Here is a 19,222-nt window from a genome sequence, read left to right on the forward strand (position 1 = left end):
GGATGGGGTCGTGTGAAGCACATCTCCCTCTCCCTTTAGGGGGAGGGCCGGGGTGGGGGCGACGTCAGTCTCGTTCTCACAAATTTATCGCCCATGCCCCCACCCTACCCTCCCCCTAAAGGGAGAGGGTTTTTGGCAGGTGCCAATCAATCCTTCGTAATGCGTTCCGTCGTCTGATCCGGTTCGGCGCTGCCGTAGATCTGCTGTTCGGCGCGGAAGGCGGCGATGGATTGGTCGACCTCCCGCTCGCCGCGGCCCATGCGTTGCAGCATGCTGGTGCCAAGTGCCAGGCCGATTTCGATATCCTCCGGGATCGCCTCGTTGACACCGCGTTCAGCCAGGCGCTTGGCGTGGCCCGCATCCCAGGCGCGGGCGACGATGGTGAGGTTGGGGACCGCATCACGCAAAGCTTCCGCCATGCGTTCGGCGATCGCGGGATTGTCCATGGCAATGACGGCAAGCGACGCGCGCTCGACGCCGGCGGCCTTCAGCACATCGAGACGGCCGGCATCGCCGAAATAGACCGGCAGGCCGCGCGATCTCGCATGCACCACGCGCTGGACGTTGAGATCGAGCGCCACATAGCTGATCTCGGCATTGTCGAGCAGGCGGCAGACGGCCTGACCGACGCGGCCATAGCCGGCCACCAGCACATGTTCGGCAAGGCGTTCCGATTCCGCTTCGATGCTGCTGGCCTTGCGGCCGCGGCGGTCGCGGATGATCCTGGCAAGGCGCGCACCCAAATAGGCCAGCAAGGGGGTGAGGCAGATGCTGAGCACGATGGCGGCGTTGAGAGTGAGGATGGTGGCGGGGGTGAAAATCCCGCCACCGCCGGCAAGGCCCGTCATGACGAAGCCGAACTCGCTGCCCTGGGCGAGCAGGAGGGCGGCGCGCAAAGCCGTTTCCGATTTGAGCCCGAAGGCCCGCGCCACCAGCGTGGTGAGAATGATCTTGACCATGACGAAGGCCGCCGTGAGCGCCAGGATCACGGCCAAATCGGCCGCAACGGCGGAGAGGTCGAAGGTCATGCCGACGGTGACGAAAAAGAGGCCGAGCAGCAGGCCGCGGAAGGGCTGGATGTCGGCTTCGATCTGGTGGCGATAGGGCGTGCCCGCGAGCAGCATGCCAGCGAGGAACGCCCCCAGGCTCATCGACATGCCGGCTTCGCGCGTCACCCAGCCCAGGCCCAGCAGGATGAACAGGCTGGCCGCGGTGAAGAGTTCCGAATTGCCGGTGGCGGCGATCTGGCGGAACAAGGGACGGATGAGGAAGCGGCCGGCCAGTACGATGAAGCCCAGGGCCAGCATCGCCTTGATGAAGGCAAGCCCCAAGGCGAACCACAGGCCGGCGCCGGTCCCGCCCAGCAAGGGAATGAGCGCCAGCATCGGCACCACCGCCAGATCCTGCAGCAGCAGGATGGCAACCGTGATGCGGCCGAACCGCGCCGCCGCTTCGCCGCGATCGACCAGCAGTTTCAGGACGGTGGCGGTCGAGGAGAGGGCAAGAATGCTGCCGATGACGATGGCAGCGCCTGGCGCCGCCCCCAGCGCGTAGGCGGCCCCGGCCAGCACCAGTGTGGTTGCCACCATCTGCCCTGTGCCCAGGCCAAAGACGTAATAGCGCATGGTCTTCAGCCGTTCGAGCGGCAGCTCAAGCCCGATCGCAAACAGCATGAAGACGACGCCAAGCTCAGCCAGCCAAGCTGCTTCCGCCGGATCGCCGATGGCCTTGAGGCCGGAGGGACCGATCACGACGCCGACGGCCAGATAGCCCAGGACCGAGGAAATGCCAAAGCGATGCAGCAGCGGCACGATCACCAGGGCCGCGGTGAGCACGATCAGGATGTCGGTGATGGCATCGCTGTGCAAAGAGGCTTCCTGCGGCTATGTGATCGTTGAAATACTCGGTGGTCTTATGCGGCAATCCGTGGATCCCCGGGCTTGACCCGGGGATCCGCACGACGAAAAAGACTCGGCACCCCATTAACCCGACCGCCGCCCACCCTGGCAAGCGGGGCTTGTCTTTTGCGCGCCTTTGTCCCAGCTTGCGGAACCTTGTGGCGGGACCCATCTATCAGGTCTTCGTCTCCCCCGTCCGTGCCCCAACTGATGAAAGCCCGCATGACCAGCCTCGATCAGGAAGCCCTTCTCGATACCGTGCTCACCAAGGCCAAGGCCGCCGGCGCCGATGCGGCCGATGCGTTGATCGGCCGCAGCATTTCGCTGTCCATCGGCGAACGCCTGGGCGCCAAGGAAAAGCTGGAGCGGGCCGAAAGCCAGGATCTGGGCCTCCGCGTGTTCGTGGGCAAGCGGCAGGCGATCGTCTCGACCAGCGACTTCACCCCCTCCTCCCTGGCCGATCTCACCGCCCGCGCCGTCGCCATGGCGAAAGCCGTGCCGGAAGATCCGCATTGCGGCCTCGCCGATTCCAGCCAATTGGCCAAGAACTGGCCGAAGCTCGACATGTGCGACAACACCGACCCTTCGGAAGCGCAGCTCACGGATCTGGTGCGGGCCGCCGAGGATGCGGCGCGCAGCGTCAAGGGCGTCACCAATTCCGAAGGCGCCGAGGCCGGCTATGGCCGCTCAGACGTCGCCATCGCCGCCACCAACGGCTTTCATGGCGCTTATTCCAGCAGCAGCTTCGGCCTCTCGGTCTCGGTGCTGGCCGGCGAAGGCACCGGCATGGAACGCGACTATGATTACAGCTCGACCGTCTATCTGGCCGACCTCGAAGACCCGGTGAAATTGGGCTTGGCGGCCGGCGAGCGCGCCGTGCGGCGATTGAATCCGCGCAAGGCCAAGACGGCGGTGGTGCCGGTGATCTTCGATCCCCGCATCAGCAACTCCATCGTCGGCCATCTGGTGGGCGCCATCAACGGGGCCGGCATCGCGCGCGGCACCTCGTTCCTCAAAGACAGTCTGGGCAAGGATATCTTTGCCGCCGGCATCGACATCATCGACGATCCGCATCGCGACCGCGGCCTCCGTTCGCGCCCCTTCGATGGCGAGGGACTGCCGACCACGCAGGCCAAGCTCATCGACAATGGGCGCCTTACCATGTGGCTGCTCGATTGCCGCTCCGCGCGGCAGCTGGGCCTCGTCTCCAACGGCCATGCCTCGCGCGGCACGTCGAGCCCACCTTCGCCCGCCCCCGCCAACGTGCATATGGCGGCCGGCAAGATCAGCCGGCAGCAGCTGATCGGCGAGATCAAACAGGGTCTTTACGTGACCGAGATGATCGGGTCGGGCGTCAATGGCGTCACCGGCGATTACAGCCGCGGGGCCGCCGGTTTCTGGATCGAGAATGGCGAGCTCACCTATCCCGTCTCGGAAGTGACGCTGGCCAGCAATCTCAAGGACATGTTCAAGGCGATCACGGCGGCCGACGACCTCACCTTCAAATACGGCACCAACGCCCCTACCCTGCGCATCGACGGCATGACCCTGGCCGGGGCCTCCTAGTTCGGGCAATTCTGATAAGGTGCGCATGGGGAACGCGTCCCCTCTCCCTTCAGGGGGGAGGGGCCCGTCGGCGAACGCCGACCTACGTCGGCGGTGTGGGGGCATGGGTGAAGATTGTGTGGGAGCGGGATTGAAACCGCCCCCACCCCGGCCCTCCCCCTGAAGGGAGAGGGAGAAGAATGCGGACCAAAGGACATGAAGCAGAACTCATCGCGCAGGATCTTGCCTGCCGGCGGTCCGAGCGTCTGCTGTTCCGCAACCTCAATTTTACGCTGGCGCCGGGTCAGGTCTTGTTGCTGCGCGGGCCCAATGGCAGCGGTAAATCGAGCCTGCTGCGGCTGCTGGCAGGGCTGCTGCCGCCCGAAGCCGGCACGCTCAATTGGCGTGGCAAGAATGTCGCACAGGACCGCGCCCTTTACCGTGGAGATTTGGCCTATCTCGGGCATCTCGATGCGCTGAAACCGCAGCTGCTGGTGCGCGAAAATCTGCAATTCTGGGCCGAGCTCATTGGTGCCACGGTCGCCGTCGAAAATGCTTTGACGAAAGTGGGCCTTGGCCCCTGCGCCGACTTTCCGGCACAACAGCTTTCGGCCGGACAGCGGCGGCGCTTTGGCCTGGCGCGCCTGCTGTTGAAGCCGGTGCCGATCTGGCTGCTCGACGAACCAAGCACGGCATTAGACACGGCCGGGCACAAGCTGGTGCTTGATCTTATCAGCCGCCATCGCGCCGCCGGCGGCCTTGCGGTGATATCGAGTCATGACGATCTCGACTTGCCGCAGGCGACAACGCTCCGCCTCGGCTCGGGTGACATGGGCCTCCGGGTGAGTGCATGAACGCATTTTCGGCACTCCTGCGCCGCGATTTGCGTCTCGGTTTCCGTCAAGGAATCGATGCGCTCGTCGTGGTGCTGTTCTTCCTTGCCGCCGGCGCGTTGTTCCCCTTTGCGCTGGGACCGGAGCCACAGCTGCTTGCCCGCATTGCCGCCGGCATCATCATGGCCATGGCGGCGCTATCGGCACTCCTATCGCTCGACCGGCTATTCGCCGGCGACTTCGAAGATGGCAGCCTGGATGGCCTTGCCCTCTCGCCTTTGTCCCTGGAGATGGTGGCACTGGCCAAGGTCGTGGGCCATTGGCTGATGACCGGCCTGCCGCTGCTGATCGCCGCCCCCATCCTGGGCCTGCTCCTCAACCTGCCCAGCCATCTTTACCCGATTCTGCTGCTCTCTCTCATTGCCGTGACGCCGGCGCTGTCATTGCTGGGCGGGCTGGGTGCTGCCCTGACGCTGGGCTCGCGCCGCGGCGGGCTGCTGCTGGCCTTCCTCATCTTGCCGCTATTTATTCCTATTCTCATCCTCGGCATGGGGGCGGTGAGCGCGGTCGCGATGGGTGAAAACCCAGGGAGCGCCTTGCAATTGCTGGCGGCCCTCGACCTTGCCTTCCTGGCCCTGGTGCCCTGGGCCATGGCAATGGCGCTCCGCCAGGTTCTGCGCTGAAACCTGGGCAGATGACTTGAACCGGAATGCCGGATGGGACGACAAACCGATCACCTCCCGCTGCTGCGGCAGTCTTGTGGCTTATCTGCAACAGCTGCGGGCATTTTGACACAGGTCGCGTAAGACAACCCGATTCAACGTGGATTCCTTAAGTTGAATCGGCTTATGCTTAATCATCCGGTATTTAAATGCCGGGCGGTCGCGATCCGCTGTCATCGCACCTCTTCACGTGAACGTCCCAGGGGGTTTCAAACCATGAACCGTTATTTCAAACTCGCGCTGCTCGGCACGGCTTTGCTTGCCGTCACCGCGTGCGCCGCACCGAACCGTGAACCGGACCTGTCGAACATTCAGGCGAATGTCGACAAGACCCGCGAAGGCGATTTCGGCGAACTGCTCTACAACTTGAACGAAGCCGGCGACAAGTCGCGCCGCGCCGAAGAAATCAAGGCCGATATCGACGCCGACGCGCCCTACCTCTACACCAACCTGCCGTTGCGTCAGGAAGGCGTGAAGCTCGCCGAAGAAGCCGCCGAGCACCGCGCCAAGGCTGAAGCCGCACTCAATCGTTTCCTTGATCCGATCCGTGCGCGTCTCGCCTATCTCGAATCGCTGCATGTCCCGCAGGATGTGGGCCCGCAGAAGACGTCGATCTACTTCGACACCGGTAGCGCCAAGGTTCGCGACAGCGAAGCCGCCGCTCTCACCGATGCCGGCAACTTCCTCAGCCAGTACCCGATTGCTCACGTGCAGATCGACGCCTACACCGACACCGTCGGTTCGGCGAATTCGAACAAGGCGCTGGCTCAGCGTCGCGCGAAGGCCGTCATGGCTGCCCTCGGCGATGCCGGCGTGCCGCTCGCGGCCGACGTCTCGGTGAAGGCCGTTGGCGAAGCCGACGGTGCCGACAACACGGAGAACCAGGAAAACCGTCGCGTCGACGTCATCGTGCAGCCGCATGGTACCTTCAACAAGGGCATGTAAGCGCACGACGATCCGACCGACCAATTTCTGGTCTATCGGTTGAAGTGTTAACCCAAGGGCGTCATCGCAAGATGGCGCCCTTGGCGTTTGTGGCCCCCTCTCCCTAACCCTCCCCACGTTGGGGGGAGGGAATTCCAGCCAGTTTGAACCCGATACCCGATCCAGACTCGATTGAGTCCCCTCCCCCCAACGTGGGGAGGGTTAGGGAGAGAGGGCTGCTACCTGCGCCACCGTGCCTCTGGCACTGGACTCCCTAGCCTTGTATAACCGCGGCCATGCATCGTTTTGCCAATCCCGGCCGGTTCCTGCGTCTGGCCACCCGGATCCAGCCCTGGCTTAAAGCCTTGACCGCGCTGGCTTTTGCCGTTGGCCTGTATTTGGCCCTGTGGAGCTCGCCGCCCGACTACCAGCAGGGCGAGACGGTCCGCATCATGTATCTGCATGTGCCGGCGGCCTGGATGGCGCTGCTGGCCTACCTGCTGATGGGCCTTGCCAGCGCCAGCGCGCTCATCTGGCGGCACCCTCTTGCCGATATCGCGGCGGAAGCCATGTCACCGGTAGGTGCCGCCTTCACGCTTCTCGCCCTCATCACCGGATCGCTCTGGGGCAAGCCGATGTGGGGCACCTATTGGGTCTGGGATGCGCGCCTGACCTCGTTCCTGCTGCTGTTCTTCCTCTATCTCGGCCACATGGCCCTTCTGGGCGCCTTCGACGATCGCAGTCGCGGCCGGCGCTCGGCGGCGGTCCTGGCCCTGGTCGGCCTCATCAACCTGCCGGTCATCAAATTTTCGGTCGATTGGTGGAACACGCTGCATCAGCCGGCCTCGATCGTGCGCATGAACGGGCCCAGCATCGATCCCAGCATGTTGTGGCCGCTGTTCATCATGGCGGCAGCCTTTCATCTGTTCCTGCTCGCCACCGTGATCGAGCGGATGCGCACGCTGCTRCTGGAAGCGCGATTGCGCAACCAGCGCCTCGCCGCCTTCGATCGCCTGCAACCGGATGGGCAGCAATGAACGATTTTGGCAGCTTCCTCGCCATGGGTGGTTATGCCGCCTATGTTTGGCCGGCCTACGGCGCGGGCCTGATCATCCTCGCTGCCATCTGGTGGGACGGCGTGCGCCGCCGCCGCGCGGTCGAACGCGCGCTCGCTGCCAGTTATGAAGCACGCCAGGACGATGCCTAGATCATGAAGCGGAAAACCCTGCGGCTTTACCTCGTCCTCATCAGCCTGGGGTTGCTCGGCATCGCGACGGCTTTGGTGTTGAATGCCTTCGACCGCGAACTGGTGTTCTTCTTCAGTCCCAGCGAGATCGCCGCGGAGACCCCGGTGCCCGGCCGGACTATTCGATTGGGTGGACTGGTCGAGACTGGCAGCGTCAAGAAATTGGGCGACGGTGCCACCGTCAGTTTCCGCGTGACCGACCTTAAGGCCAGCACCGAGATCGCCTATCGTGGTGTCCTGCCGGACCTGTTCCGCGAAGGGCAAGGCGTCGTCGTGCAAGGTGCCTTCAACCAGAGCGGCAATTTCGTCGCCACTGAAGTGCTTGCCAAGCATGATGAGAATTATCTGCCGCCGGAAGTGGCAAAGGCGCTGAAAGCGTCGGGCCGCTGGCAGGAAGGGGCCGGAACCTTGCCCACACCGGATAAGACGCCATCGACTGGTGCCACGAACGGTACGACAGGAGAGAGCCAGTGATCACCGAAATCGGCCATTACGCCCTGGTGCTGGCCCTGGTCCTTGCTATCGCGCAGGCAACCTTGCCGCTCATCGGTGCCCATCATGGCATCCGTGCCTGGATGGCGCTGGCCAAGCCTGCGGCCATCGGCCAGTTCGTCTTTCTGCTGCTGGCATTCACGGCCCTGGTCCATGCCTTCGTGGTGAGCGATTTCTCGGTGTCGGTGGTCTATCTGCATTCGCATTCGCAGACGCCGCTGATCTACAAGGTGGCGGCCGCCTGGGGCCAGCATGAAGGATCGCTGCTGCTGTGGGTGCTGATCCTCGCGTTCTTCGGTGCGCTGGTGGCACTCTTTGGCGATAATCTGCCGCCGCGCTTGAAGGCCCGCGCCTTGGCCGTGCAGGGCATGATCGGCGTCGCCTTCATGCTGTTCACGCTCTTCACCTCGAACCCGTTTGCGCGGTTGTTTCCGGCTCCCACCGAAGGGCAGGAACTCAATCCGCTGCTGCAGGATCCCGGCCTCGCCTTCCATCCGCCGATGCTCTATGTCGGCTATGTCGGCTTCTCGATGGCCTTCTCATTCGCTGTGGCCGCGTTAATCGAGGGCAAGATCGATGCGGCCTGGGCGCGCTGGGTGCGGCCCTGGACCCTCCTCTCCTGGACGTGTCTTACCGCCGGCATCGCGCTCGGCGCACGCTGGGCCTATTACGAATTGGGCTGGGGCGGCTGGTGGTTCTGGGACCCGGTCGAGAATGCGAGCTTCATGCCCTGGTTGATGGGCACGGCCCTTCTTCATTCGGCGATCGTCGTCGAGAAGCGCGACGCGCTCAAGGCCTGGACCTTGCTGCTCGCCATCCTCACCTTCGGCTTTTCCATGCTGGGCACGTTCCTGGTGCGCTCCGGCGTCATCACCTCGGTCCATGCCTTCGCACAGGATCCGGCACGCGGCCTCTTCATCCTGGCCATTCTTGCCATCGCCATGGGCGGGTCACTCACCTTGTTCGCCTGGCGGGCGCCTGGCATGAAGGCCGGCGGCCTGTTCGCACCGGTGAGCCGTGAAGGCGCCTTGATGCTGAACAATCTGCTGCTGGCGACAGCAACAGCCACCGTGCTCCTCGGCACGCTTTATCCGCTCGCCCTCGACATCATGGGCGGCGGCTCGGTCTCGGTGGGGACACCCTATTACACCGCGACCTTCGTACCGCTGGTGATGCCGCTCATTGCGCTTGCCGCCATCGGCCCGTTCCTCGGCTGGAAGCGGGGCGATGCGCTGGGTGCCCTCCAGCATCTGTGGGGCGCTGGCGCCCTTGCCCTCGTCGCCATGGGGATTGCGCTGTGGATCGATTTCGGCGCCCAGGCATTGGCTGCCGGCGGCATCGGCATCGGCGTCTGGCTGTTCACCGCCACGTTCCTGGAATGGGCCGAACGCATCCGCCTGTTCCGCATCGGGTTAGGCGCATCCTTGCGCCGCGCCATTCATCTGCCGCGCGCCGCCTATGGCATGAGCCTCGCGCATGCCGGCCTCGCCGTGGCCATCATCGGTATCACCGCGAGCAGCGCGTGGAAGAGCGAAGAAGTACGCCAGATGAAGCCCAATGACAGTATCGAGGTGGGCAACTTCACTTATGTGCTGAAAGAAGTAGGCCCGGCGCGGGGCGAGAATTACATCGCCGAGCGTGCGCATTTCCAGGTGCTGAAAGACGGCAAGCCCTATACCGATCTCTATCCGGAGCGGCGGCAATATATGGTGCAGCCGATGCCCACCACCGAGGCTGCCATCCAATCGCACATCTTCGGCGATCTCTATGCGGTCATCGGCGAAGGTGACGGCAAAGGTGCCTGGACCGTGCGCATCTACGAGGAACCGCTGGTGCCGTGGATCTGGTCCGGCTGCCTGCTGATGGCACTGGGCGGGGTTGTTTCGATCAGCGACCGGCGCTACCGCGTCGGTGCGCCGAACCGCACATCGGTGCCGCAGGCGGCGCCAGCTGCCGGCGAATAGCCCGCGATGAATCATTAGGAACCGTCGGTCATGCGTCGCTTGTTCTTCATTCTGCCGCTCCTATGCCTTCTTGGCCTGATGGCGCTCTTCTGGCGCGGCCTCGATCCGGCACGCAATCCGTCGAGCCTGCCCTCGGCTCTCATCGGCAAGAAGATGGCGGACATCGATCTGCCGGGCCTCGGCGGCCGGCCGGGCATCGCCACCAAGGAGATGGCTGGCCAGGTGACCGTGCTCAATTTCTTTGCGTCCTGGTGCGCACCCTGCCGGGCCGAGCATCCCTTGATCAAGGAACTGGCCACCATTCCCGGCATCCGCGTCATCGGCATCACCTTCAAGGACGCGCCGGCGGATTCGGAAAAATACCTGGCCGAGCTTGGCAACCCCTATGCCGCCATCGGCGTCGACGATAGCGGCCGCGCCGGCATGGAATTCGGCCTGACCGGCGTACCGGAAACCTATGTCATCGACCGGCAGGGCATCATCCGCTATCGCCTGGCGCAACCACTGGATCCTTCGCGGCTGACCAAGGAACTGAAGCCGCTGCTGGCGGAGCTGACCAAATGAAGATGGCCACATGAAGCAGGTCCGATGAAAAAAATCCGGCCGTTCATCCTGCTGTTGCTCTGCCTTGGCGCCTTTGCGGCCGTGGGCACGGTGACGTTGCCTCATATGGCTGTTGCCCAAGACATCAAGCCCGATGTGCCGCTTGCCGATCCTGCCCTGGAAGCGCGCGCGCGCAAGCTGATGAAGGATGTGCGCTGCGTGGTGTGCCAGGCGCAGTCGATCGATGAATCGGATGCCGGCATCGCCAGCGACATGCGCCGCCTGATCCGCACCGAAATCGCCGCCGGCAAGGCGGATGACGAGATCCTCACCTATCTCAGCGACCGCTACGGCGATTTCGTCTTGTTCAAGCCGCCGTTCAAGGCCAGCACGGCCCTGCTGTGGGCGGGACCGTTCCTGTTGCTGGCATTGGGAGCCGGGATCATCCTGGTGTTCTTCCGCAAGCGCAGTACGGCGCCGATCCAGGTCGGTCTCAGCGCCGAAGAATCGCGCCGGGTCGAGGCGGCCTTGCAAGATTCCGCGGAAGCCGGCAAAAGTCCGGATGGTGTGAGCCCAGAAGTTAGGGACAGGGTATGATTAGGAACTGGGCATGATTTTCGTCTGGTTGGTTTTTGCCGTGATGACGCTGGGCACGGCGGTGCTGTTGGCCCTGCCCTTGTTCTATACGCGCAAGATCAAGAATGAATCGGTGTTTGCGCTCGCCGTCTATCGCGACCAGATCCAGGAACTGAACCGCGATGCCGAGGCTGGCCTCATTGCCCCCGACCAGGCGAAATCGGCGCAGATCGAAATCGAGCGCCGGGTGCTGGCGCTGACCGAAAGCCCGCAATGGAAGCCCGGCCGGGCGCCCTCGCATGGCATGCTGATCACCGCTGCCGTGGCGTTGCCGCTCCTCGGCTTTGGCCTCTATTTGCTGCTGGGATCACCCGGCCTGCCGGCCCAGCCCTTCTCGGCCAGCCGGGCTGAAAAGCCCGTGACCAGCCCGGAACTCGCGGCACTTGAAGCACAGGTGACGGCCAAGCCCACCGATGCCAAGGCCTGGGCAGCACTGGCCGCCGGCTATGATGCCGCCGACCGCCCGCAGGATGCCGCCACCGCCTACGGCAAAGCCGTTGGCCTGGGTGCCCAGGATGCGACCACGCTTGCAGCCTTCGGCCAGGCATTGCTGCTCGCCAATCTGGGTGAAATGAACCAGGCCGCCGGCGATGCCTTTCGGCGCGCCATCGCGGTCGACCCCAGCAATCCCACAGCGCGCTTCTTCCTGGCGCTCGGCAAGGCCCAGGCCGACGATGTCGAAGGCGCCTTGACCGACTGGCTGGCGCTGGAAAAAGACACGCCGGCCGACGCCCCCTGGCGCGCAACGCTGGAAAGCCACATCGCCAAGGCGGCACAGCGGCTGGGCAAGGATGTGCCGGCTGCCACGGCAGGTGGGAACAGTGCGGCCACGCTCAACGCAACCCCCGGTCCGAGCGAAGCCGATATCGCCGCCGCCGAGGCCATGACACCGGAACAGCGCGCCGCCTTCGTCAACGACATGGTCGGGCGCCTGGCTGAAAAGCTGAAGGCCGATCCCGACGATCTCGACGGCTGGGTGCGTCTGGCGCGCGCCTATCAGGTGCTGGCGCGCATCGAGGATTCCCGGGCTGCCTGGGCGAAGGCCGCGGCCCTGGCCCCGGCCCGTCTTGACGTGCAGCTGGACTATGCCGATGCCATCATCGCCGGGCGCTCCGACCTTGATCGCTATCTGCCGCCGGAATTCGTCGAAGCAGTGGGCCGCGTGCGGACGCTCGACCCCAAGAACCCTCTCGGCCTCTATTATGGCGGCCTGGTCGCGCGCCTCGCCGGCGACAAAGCCGAAGCCCGGAAGCTGTGGCAACAGGTGCTCGACCAATTGCCGGCAGATTCACCCCAGCGCGCCGAATTAAGCAAAGAGCTGGATTCACTGCTGCCTTGAAATCCGCAAGGGAGACCAGCCCGCCGGATCTGGCGCAGCATTCGATTAGTCTTACAATAGTTCCGTGATTTCAGCGCGTTAAGCCTTAACCCCAACGCCTGCATTTAACCATTGCTTCACCATCTTTGCCGACAATGCGCTAGACATTGCGCGCGGGAACCGAGGCACGGATTGAGACGAGGCAAGACAGCGCATGCGCCAACCATCATCGGACAAGGTCATGCCTTCGCCCGCAATCGCGCTTGGGCGTGGGCTGCCGCCGTCAGCCTGATCGGCATCCTGTTTTGCGCCTATGTGGCGGCCCTGCTGCACAATCAGTCCCAGGACGCGGCGCTGCAGCGCTTCAACTATCTCATTGAACGGTTTGAAAAGCGGCTTGGCGACCGGTTCACCTCGTTCGACCTGGTGGTCAACATGGGCATGGGCATGGCGACGCTCGGCGATGATATTTCGCGCGCCGACTGGCAGCGTTTTGTCTCCGGCCTCAACTGGCGCGACATGTCCGGCGGCATGGGGCTGAGCCTCATCGAGCGCGTGAAGCGGACGGATCTGCCCAGCTTTCGCGAACGCGCCGCGCGCCTCAATGGCGAGCCGCTCGATGTCCGCAATTTCAGCAGCACCAACCTCGCCCCCATCGACGATCTTTATGTGCTGCGTCTGTCCGAGCCGATGTCGCTCATGCGCGTGGCCCTTGGGCTCGATCTTGCGAGCGAGATCAGCCGCCGCCGGGTGCTGGATTGGGCCATGCTCAACGGTGAAGTCACCATGAGCGGCATCATCCCGATCATCATCAACAAGCAGAGCCGCCCCGGCCTGCTGCTGGTGGCACCTGTCTATGAACGCGATTCGGCACCAGCCACCTATGACGAGCGGCGCGCGCATCTCAAAGGCTGGGTGGTGATGCCGATCGCCATCGGAACCGCCGTCGAAGGGGCGCTGCAGGATATCGGCAATGAGCTCGACGTCATCCTCTACATGGGTGCCAATACCGATTCCGACCGCCTGATCTTCGACAGCCGCCGCCGTGATGCCGTGGCCACCACGCCAAGGGGACCTCGCGACAGCAGCCTCTTTCGCCGCGCGCACACCATGATCTTCTCGGGCCAGAGCCTCAGTGTCGAATACCGCTCGCGCTCGTCGCTGCAGCCGGCGGGTGCGGCCCTCATTCCGTTGCTGGTGATGCTGGGCGGATCGGTCATTTCGATTCTGGTCGGTGCCAGCCTGTGGTTCATGGTGGCAGCACGCTACCGCGCCGAAGCACTCGCCCGTTCCATGACCAGCGATCTCCGGGCTGCCAAGGATGTGGCCGAGCAGGCCTCGATCGCCAAGACCCAGTTCCTCGCCATGATGAGCCATGAAATCCGCACGCCGATGAATGGCGTGCTGGGCATGGCGGGCCTGCTCTCCGACACGGCGCTCGACCAGCGGCAGCGCCACTATGTCGATGTGCTGCATCAATCCGGCGAGGCGCTGCTCGCCATCATCAATGACATTCTGGACTTCGCCAAGGCCGAGACCGGCAAGCTGGAAATGGAGCAGATCGATTTCGACATCGTTTCGGAAATCGATTCCGTCCTGGAACTGGTGGTGAGCCGCGCGCACGCCAAGGGCATTGAACTTGCCTGCTTCGTCGCACCCGACGTGCCGACGCGGCTCAATGGTGATCCAGGGCGCTTGCGGCAGATTCTCCTCAACCTGCTGTCCAACGCCGTCAAATTCACCGAGACCGGCGGCGTCAGCCTGATCGTCGAGCTGTCCGACAACAATGCGGACGGGGCGAAGCTGCGCTTTGCCATCCGCGACACCGGCATCGGCATTCCGGAGGAGGCGCATGGCCGCCTGTTCCATCATTTCAGCCAGGTCGACGCCTCGACCACGCGGCGCTTCGGCGGCACGGGCCTCGGCCTTGCCATCTGCAAGCAGCTGGTCGACCTGATGCATGGCGCGATCGGCGTCGAATCCCATACCGGCCCCCGCTCCGGGTCGACTTTCTGGTTCACAGCCTGGTTCGGCGCACCCCGCGGGCAGATGCTGACTGTCACCGCGACGCCGGACCAGGCGATGATCACCGCAGCCTTTGCCGGCCGGCTGGTGCTGATCGTCGATGACAATCAGATCAACCGCGAGATCTTCGAACGCTATGTGGTGAGCATCGGCGCCCGGCCGATGTCTGCAAGCGAGCCGGAAATCATCCTCGACGATCTCCGCAGCCATCCGCCAAGCCAGCCCATTGCCCTTGCCATCGTCGATCAGGTGATGCCCAACATGTCGGGCGTCGAATTTGCGCGGCGCCTGCGCGCCTTGCCGAATGTCGTGGTCGAGAATGTGGTGCTGTCATCCTCGGCCCTGTTCATCGACCAGCATGAAGTGCATGACGGGATCGATGCGCAATTGCCCAAGCCCGTGCGGCGGTCGAGCTTCCTTGCCTGCATGATGGGGCTGCTGAAGGGATCGCGTCACAATCTGGCGCGCCGCGGCCACGCTTATACCGATCTTGCCATCTTTGCCGATGGCGCCGCGCTTCGCATCCTGTTGGCCGAGGACAATCAGGYCAACCAGATGCTGGTGAATGCGATCCTCGCCCGTGCCGGTGCCCGCGCCGACATCGCCGGCAACGGGCTGGAGGCGCTGGAGGCGATGCGCAGCCGCGCCTATGACGTCATTCTCATGGACATGCGCATGCCCGAACTCGACGGGCTGGAGGCGACAAGGCGCATCCGGGAACTCGGCGGTGCCCCCGCCCATGTGCCGATCATCGCCCTCACCGCCAACGCCACCCAGGATGACCGGCGCCTGTGCCTGGAAGCCGGCATGAACGATTTCATGGCCAAGCCCATCGATGCCAACGAGCTCATCCAGAAGATCGCCCTCCATGCGAAGGTAGCATTGGTCGAGGGCGAGGCAGCCCGCATCAGTGCGGCCGAGCATGAGGCCGGGCCCGCCATCGCCCCCTTGTCCCTGGAGCAGCAGGATGCGCTGGAGAGCCTGCTCTCCTCGCTGGAAAGCGCCACCGCCGACGACCCCACCCCGCCCCAATCGCCCATCCCCAATTCACCGCCACGCCGGGCCGGGACATCCTGACGCCGCCAGATATGGCGCTGGAGACCCAAACAGGCTAGGAAAGCGGCGTCCGATCCTGACCCTGCGAAAGCCTTGCCACCGATGAGTGCCGATACCCTGACAACCTTGCGCGATGCGCTGATCGACGCCGCCTATGTGGCCGGACAGGCGATCCTGGAGATCTATGCCAGCGATTTCGCCACGACCCGGAAGACGGACAGCTCGCCGGTGACGGCTGCCGATGTCGCCGCCGAGAAATTGATCCTGGCGGCGCTCAAGGTGCGTGCGCCGGAGGTGCCGGTGGTGGCCGAAGAACAGGCGGCGGCCGATGGCCTGCCGCCCTCGATCGGGCCACGCTTCTTCCTGGTCGACCCGCTGGACGGCACCAAGGAATTCATCGCCCGCAATGGCGAGTTCACCGTCAACATCGCGCTCATCGAAAATGGCCAGCCGGTGCTGGGCATCGTCTACCTGCCGGTGCTCGATGAAATGTATGCGGGGCATGGCGATTTGGCGATCCGCCGTCGCGGCCGCGGTGCGCCGGAGACGATCCGGGCGCGGCCGCTGCCGGCGGCCGGCGCCACCATGACCATCAGCCGATCCCATGCTGCCCGTGAAGTAGTGAAGGCGGAGATGCTGGGCGAGCATGTCGCCGGCACCATGGTCGCCGGTTCCTCGCTGAAATTCTGCCGCATCGCCGAGGGAGTTGCCGATCTTTATCCGCGCTTCGGCCCGACCATGGAATGGGATACCGCAGCGGGGCATGCGGTCCTGCTCGCTGCCGGCGGCACTGTCACAAATCTCGACGGCACCGCACTCGCCTATGGCAAGCCCGGCTTCCGTAACCCGCATTTCATCGCGCGCGGCCAACGTTGAAACGGGGGCGCTGACGATGTCGAAGATCGTGCCGGCGGATCTCCAGCACATCACTGCGGCAGCAAAGGCGCTGCAGCGAGGCGAGCTGGTGAGCTTCCCGACCGAGACCGTCTATGGCCTGGGCGGCGATGCCACCAACGACCAGGCCGTGGCGTCGATCTATGAGGCCAAGGGGCGCCCCAGCTTCAACCCGCTCATCGTCCATGTCGGCAGCCTATCGGCCGCTGCCGATTATGGCGACCTGTCGCCGGAAGCCGTGGCCCTTGCGCGGAAGTTCTGGCCAGGCCCGCTCACCCTCGTCGTGCCGCGGCGTCCCAAATGCCGCCTGTCGCTACTGGTCAGTGCCGGCATGGACAGTGTGGCGCTGCGCGTGCCGGCCCATCCGACCGCGCAGGCACTCCTCATGCTGAGCGAACGGCCGCTGGCCGGCCCCAGCGCCAATCCGTCGGGACGCATCAGCCCGACGACGGCACAGCATGTCGAAGAGGGGTTGGGCGACAAGGTCGCCATGATCCTCGACGGCGGCCCCTGCAGCATCGGCGTCGAATCCACCGTCATCAGCCTGCTCGATGACACACCGTCGCTGCTGCGCCCAGGCGGTATCTCTGTGGAGGAAATGGAAGCTGCCCTTGGCCGCAAGATCGAGGTGGCACCCCAGGTGGGTGATGTCGATGGAGGCCTCCATGGCGCCCCGTTGCTCAGCCCGGGACGCTTGCTCAGCCATTATGCGCCGGACCGGCCGGTGCGGCTCAATGCCACGTCGGCCGCACCCGGCGAAGCGCTGCTGGCCTTCGGGCCGAACGCACCACAGGCCAAGGTCATGCTTAATCTGAGTACGACCGGCAACCTCAAGGAGGCCGCCGCCAACCTATTTGCGATGCTGCGCGCCCTGGACCGGCCGGATGTCACTGGCATCGCCGTGATGCCGGTACCAGCAGTGGGATTGGGCATCGCCATCAACGACCGCCTGACAAGAGCGGCGGCACCGAGATAGTGCGGAGAAGGCCCCCTCTCCCTAACCCTCCCCCACGTTGGGGGGAGGGGATTCCAGCAAGGGTGTTCTCAATATCGCGACCATACTCGCTCTAGTTCCCTCCCCCCAACGTGGGGGAGGGTTAGGGAGAGGGGGTAAGCGATGGCTGTCGCCAATCAGGCTGAGCTCAGAACCGCCCGTACCGGTAAAGATCGGTGCCGTGGTTTTCCAACCAGAGGCGGGCGGGTTCGACGGAGCGGCAGATCTCGCTGCACAGTTTCCAGAATTTCGGCCCATGGTTCATTTCGCGCAGATGGGCGACCTCGTGGGCGATGACGTAATCCATGACATGGCGCGGGGCGAAGATCAGGCGCCAGGAGAAGGCCAGCTCACCCTCGCTGGTACAGGAGCCCCAGCGGCTCTTCGTGTCGCGGATGGTGATCTTCTTGATCTTCTTGCCGATCGCCTCGGCCTTGGCATGGGCGCGCAGTTCGATCTCGCGCTTGGCCTCGATCTTCAGCCAATCCTGGACACGGCGCGGGACGTGTTCCTCATGTCCCGCGACATTGATCTCCTCGGACTCGCACCACACGACACCGCGCGCATTGGGCTTGTGGCGGATGCGATGTGGCGTTCCGAGAATAGGAATGACGGCGTTGTGGAGGAACGGCACCGGTTCGTGCAATTGGTCGAGACGCTGCTCGATCCAATCCTTGTTGCTTAACGCAAATCGCTTGCCTTCATCGCGCGAAGTGCGTTTCGGCAGCACCACGATGATCGACGAATTGCCATGATCGAGCCGCAGGATGATGCGTTGCGCGCGCTTGTTCTGCTTGAACACGAGCGGCACCTTGCGCGTTGCAAAATTGAGCATGTGGATGTCGGTTGCCTCAGACATCCGGCGGCGCTTCGGGCGCGCCTTTTCGATCGCCTTGGCCAAGGCGGCAGTGGCAGGTTTTGCCAGATTTTTCGCTACTTTCCGCATGGTGGTCAAAAACAATCCACATATCCCCAGGGTTACCCAAAATCCCCTGGCGACCACTTTACGGCCCCCTCCCGGTCCCTTTCAACCGGTTACTCTTTTTTTGCCAGCAGGGCGGCTATGCGTCGTTAACGAAGCGGATTCCGCCCTAATAAGAGCCTGTTTTCGTTCAGAACCCCAGGCGTAACCGCCAATTGCCCCATCGTTACGCAAAACTCGGTGACAGGGGATGGCAATGGCGACCGGATTGCGGCCGCAGGTATTGCCGACCGCCCGGGCGGCCGTTGGCTGGCCGATGGCCGCCGCGACCGCGCCATAGGTGCTGGTTTCCCCGGTGGGAATCCGCGACAGCGCCGCCCAGACCTGGCGCTGGAAAGCCGTCATCCGGATGTCGAGCGGCAAATCGGCCTTGGGCGCCTGGCCGGCGATCCGGCGCAGGATCTCGGCGATATAGGACCCCAGCGCCCTATCGTCCCGTTCGATCCGGTCGGCGCGAGGGAACTCAACGGCAAGATCCTCGATGAGGGCCGCTTCATCGTCGCCCATCTCGACCCGGCACAGGCCCTTACTCGTGGCCGCCACCAGCACGCGCCCCAGCGCGCAGGGCGCCAGGGCAAAGCGGATGTCGGCCCCCTTGCCGCCGCTGGCATAGCTGGCCGGCGTCATGCCGAGGGCGGCGTCCGAGCGTTCATAGACGCGGCTCGACGAGCCGAAGCCGGCATCGAACGTGGCTGCCGCGACCCCGGCGCCGCTGCGCAGGCCCTTCTTGAAACGCTTAAGGCGCAGGCTTTCCTCGTATTCGCGCGGGCTCACACCCATCACGCGTTTGAACTGACGCTGCAGATGCCAGGGGGACAGGCCGCAATGGCTGCCGAGTTCCTCAAGCGTGATCGGCCCGTCCGCCTCGCCTTCCTGGCGGGCTGCGATATAGGCTGCCGCCCGGCGCACGATTTCGGTGACGCTGGCTGGAACCTTGGCCTGGATCTTATGCGTCTTGGCGGAGCCGGGTTTCCGAAGGGGCATGGTCGGGTTCAGCATCATGATTGTTGCACCATCCTAGCTGGTCGCGCCCCCGGGCGATAAGCCCAACTATTTGGAGAGCGATAAGCCCAACACGTCGGGGGCGATAAGCTCAACAGATAGGCCCCTGCGGCCGACCTCGCTATCCGGGGCTTGCGGTGCCGGGAAA

17 protein-coding genes are annotated in these 19,222 nt (G+C 64.3%); 14 read left to right on the top strand and 3 right to left on the bottom strand.

Annotated elements, in window-relative coordinates; all coding sequences use genetic code 11:
- Positions 1-146 precede the first annotated feature (146 nt).
- Positions 147-1,868 (bottom strand): monovalent cation:proton antiporter-2 (CPA2) family protein, encoded by a 1,722-nt coding sequence (locus AC1DWZ_RS18510; RefSeq protein ID WP_477170418.1) that lies wholly within the window; start codon positions 1,866-1,868, stop codon positions 147-149.
- 252 nt (positions 1,869-2,120) lie between these two features.
- Here AC1DWZ_RS18510 and AC1DWZ_RS18515 point away from each other — a divergent pair, with 252 nt between their 5' ends.
- The 14 genes from AC1DWZ_RS18515 to AC1DWZ_RS18580 all read left to right on the top strand — a co-directional run bounded on the left by AC1DWZ_RS18515 (position 2,121) and on the right by AC1DWZ_RS18580 (position 17,072).
- Positions 2,121-3,464 (top strand): TldD/PmbA family protein, encoded by a 1,344-nt coding sequence (locus tag AC1DWZ_RS18515; protein ID WP_477170419.1) that lies wholly within the window; start codon positions 2,121-2,123, stop codon positions 3,462-3,464.
- A 179-nt stretch (positions 3,465-3,643) separates the two neighbouring features.
- The gene (gene ccmA / locus AC1DWZ_RS18520) at positions 3,644-4,297 is read left to right on the top strand and encodes a heme ABC exporter ATP-binding protein CcmA (protein ID WP_477170420.1); all 654 of its coding nucleotides are present in this window, start codon (positions 3,644-3,646) and stop codon (positions 4,295-4,297) included.
- The gene (ccmB, locus tag AC1DWZ_RS18525) at positions 4,294-4,959 is read left to right on the top strand and encodes a heme exporter protein CcmB (RefSeq protein ID WP_477170421.1); all 666 of its coding nucleotides are present in this window, start codon (positions 4,294-4,296) and stop codon (positions 4,957-4,959) included. The genes ccmA and ccmB overlap by 4 nt, the downstream gene beginning before the upstream one ends.
- A gap of 255 nt (positions 4,960-5,214) precedes the next feature.
- On the top strand, positions 5,215-5,943 hold the full coding sequence (locus AC1DWZ_RS18530; protein ID WP_477170422.1) for an OmpA family protein: 729 nt from the start codon (positions 5,215-5,217) through the stop codon (positions 5,941-5,943).
- A gap of 275 nt (positions 5,944-6,218) precedes the next feature.
- Positions 6,219-6,959 (top strand): heme ABC transporter permease, encoded by a 741-nt coding sequence (locus AC1DWZ_RS18535; RefSeq protein ID WP_477170423.1) that lies wholly within the window; start codon positions 6,219-6,221, stop codon positions 6,957-6,959.
- Complete coding sequence (gene ccmD / locus AC1DWZ_RS18540; protein WP_477170424.1) at positions 6,956-7,129, top strand: heme exporter protein CcmD; 174 nt, start codon at positions 6,956-6,958, stop codon at positions 7,127-7,129. The genes AC1DWZ_RS18535 and ccmD overlap by 4 nt, the downstream gene beginning before the upstream one ends.
- A 3-nt stretch (positions 7,130-7,132) precedes the next feature.
- Complete coding sequence (gene ccmE, locus AC1DWZ_RS18545) at positions 7,133-7,642, top strand: cytochrome c maturation protein CcmE (protein ID WP_477170425.1); 510 nt, start codon at positions 7,133-7,135, stop codon at positions 7,640-7,642.
- A complete protein-coding gene (locus tag AC1DWZ_RS18550; RefSeq protein WP_477170426.1) occupies positions 7,639-9,624 on the top strand; it encodes a heme lyase CcmF/NrfE family subunit in 1,986 nt (661 codons plus the stop codon). Before ccmE ends, AC1DWZ_RS18550 begins: the two co-directional genes overlap by 4 nt.
- A gap of 30 nt (positions 9,625-9,654) precedes the next feature.
- Positions 9,655-10,188, top strand: a complete 534-nt coding sequence (locus tag AC1DWZ_RS18555) for a DsbE family thiol:disulfide interchange protein (RefSeq protein WP_477170427.1) — start codon at positions 9,655-9,657, stop codon at positions 10,186-10,188.
- Positions 10,189-10,212: 24 nt separating this feature from the next.
- Entirely contained in the window at positions 10,213-10,764 is a 552-nt protein-coding gene (locus AC1DWZ_RS18560) for a cytochrome c-type biogenesis protein (RefSeq protein WP_477170428.1), read from the top strand.
- A gap of 13 nt (positions 10,765-10,777) precedes the next feature.
- Positions 10,778-12,142 (top strand): c-type cytochrome biogenesis protein CcmI, encoded by a 1,365-nt coding sequence (gene ccmI / locus AC1DWZ_RS18565; RefSeq protein ID WP_477170429.1) that lies wholly within the window; start codon positions 10,778-10,780, stop codon positions 12,140-12,142.
- A gap of 171 nt (positions 12,143-12,313) precedes the next feature.
- Positions 12,314-15,223 (top strand): response regulator, encoded by a 2,910-nt coding sequence (locus AC1DWZ_RS18570; RefSeq protein WP_477170430.1) that lies wholly within the window; start codon positions 12,314-12,316, stop codon positions 15,221-15,223.
- 81 nt (positions 15,224-15,304) lie between these two features.
- Positions 15,305-16,078 carry a 3'(2'),5'-bisphosphate nucleotidase CysQ gene (gene cysQ / locus AC1DWZ_RS18575; RefSeq protein ID WP_477170431.1) on the top strand — a complete coding sequence of 258 codons (774 nt, stop codon included), beginning with the start codon at positions 15,305-15,307 and terminating at the stop codon, positions 16,076-16,078.
- Positions 16,079-16,094: 16 nt separating this feature from the next.
- A complete protein-coding gene (locus AC1DWZ_RS18580) occupies positions 16,095-17,072 on the top strand; it encodes an L-threonylcarbamoyladenylate synthase (RefSeq protein ID WP_477170432.1) in 978 nt (325 codons plus the stop codon).
- Between the two features lie 166 nt (positions 17,073-17,238).
- Here AC1DWZ_RS18580 and AC1DWZ_RS18585 read toward each other — a convergent pair whose 3' ends face one another.
- Positions 17,239-18,051 carry a M48 family metallopeptidase gene (locus tag AC1DWZ_RS18585; protein ID WP_477170433.1) on the bottom strand — a complete coding sequence of 271 codons (813 nt, stop codon included), beginning with the start codon at positions 18,049-18,051 and terminating at the stop codon, positions 17,239-17,241.
- 66 nt (positions 18,052-18,117) lie between these two features.
- Positions 18,118-19,074, bottom strand: a complete 957-nt coding sequence (locus tag AC1DWZ_RS18590) for a methylated-DNA--[protein]-cysteine S-methyltransferase (RefSeq protein WP_477170434.1) — start codon at positions 19,072-19,074, stop codon at positions 18,118-18,120.
- Between the last annotated feature and the right edge of the window lie 148 nt (positions 19,075-19,222).

The sequence above is a fragment of the Dongia sp. P2_B8 genome (genome assembly GCF_056404715.1).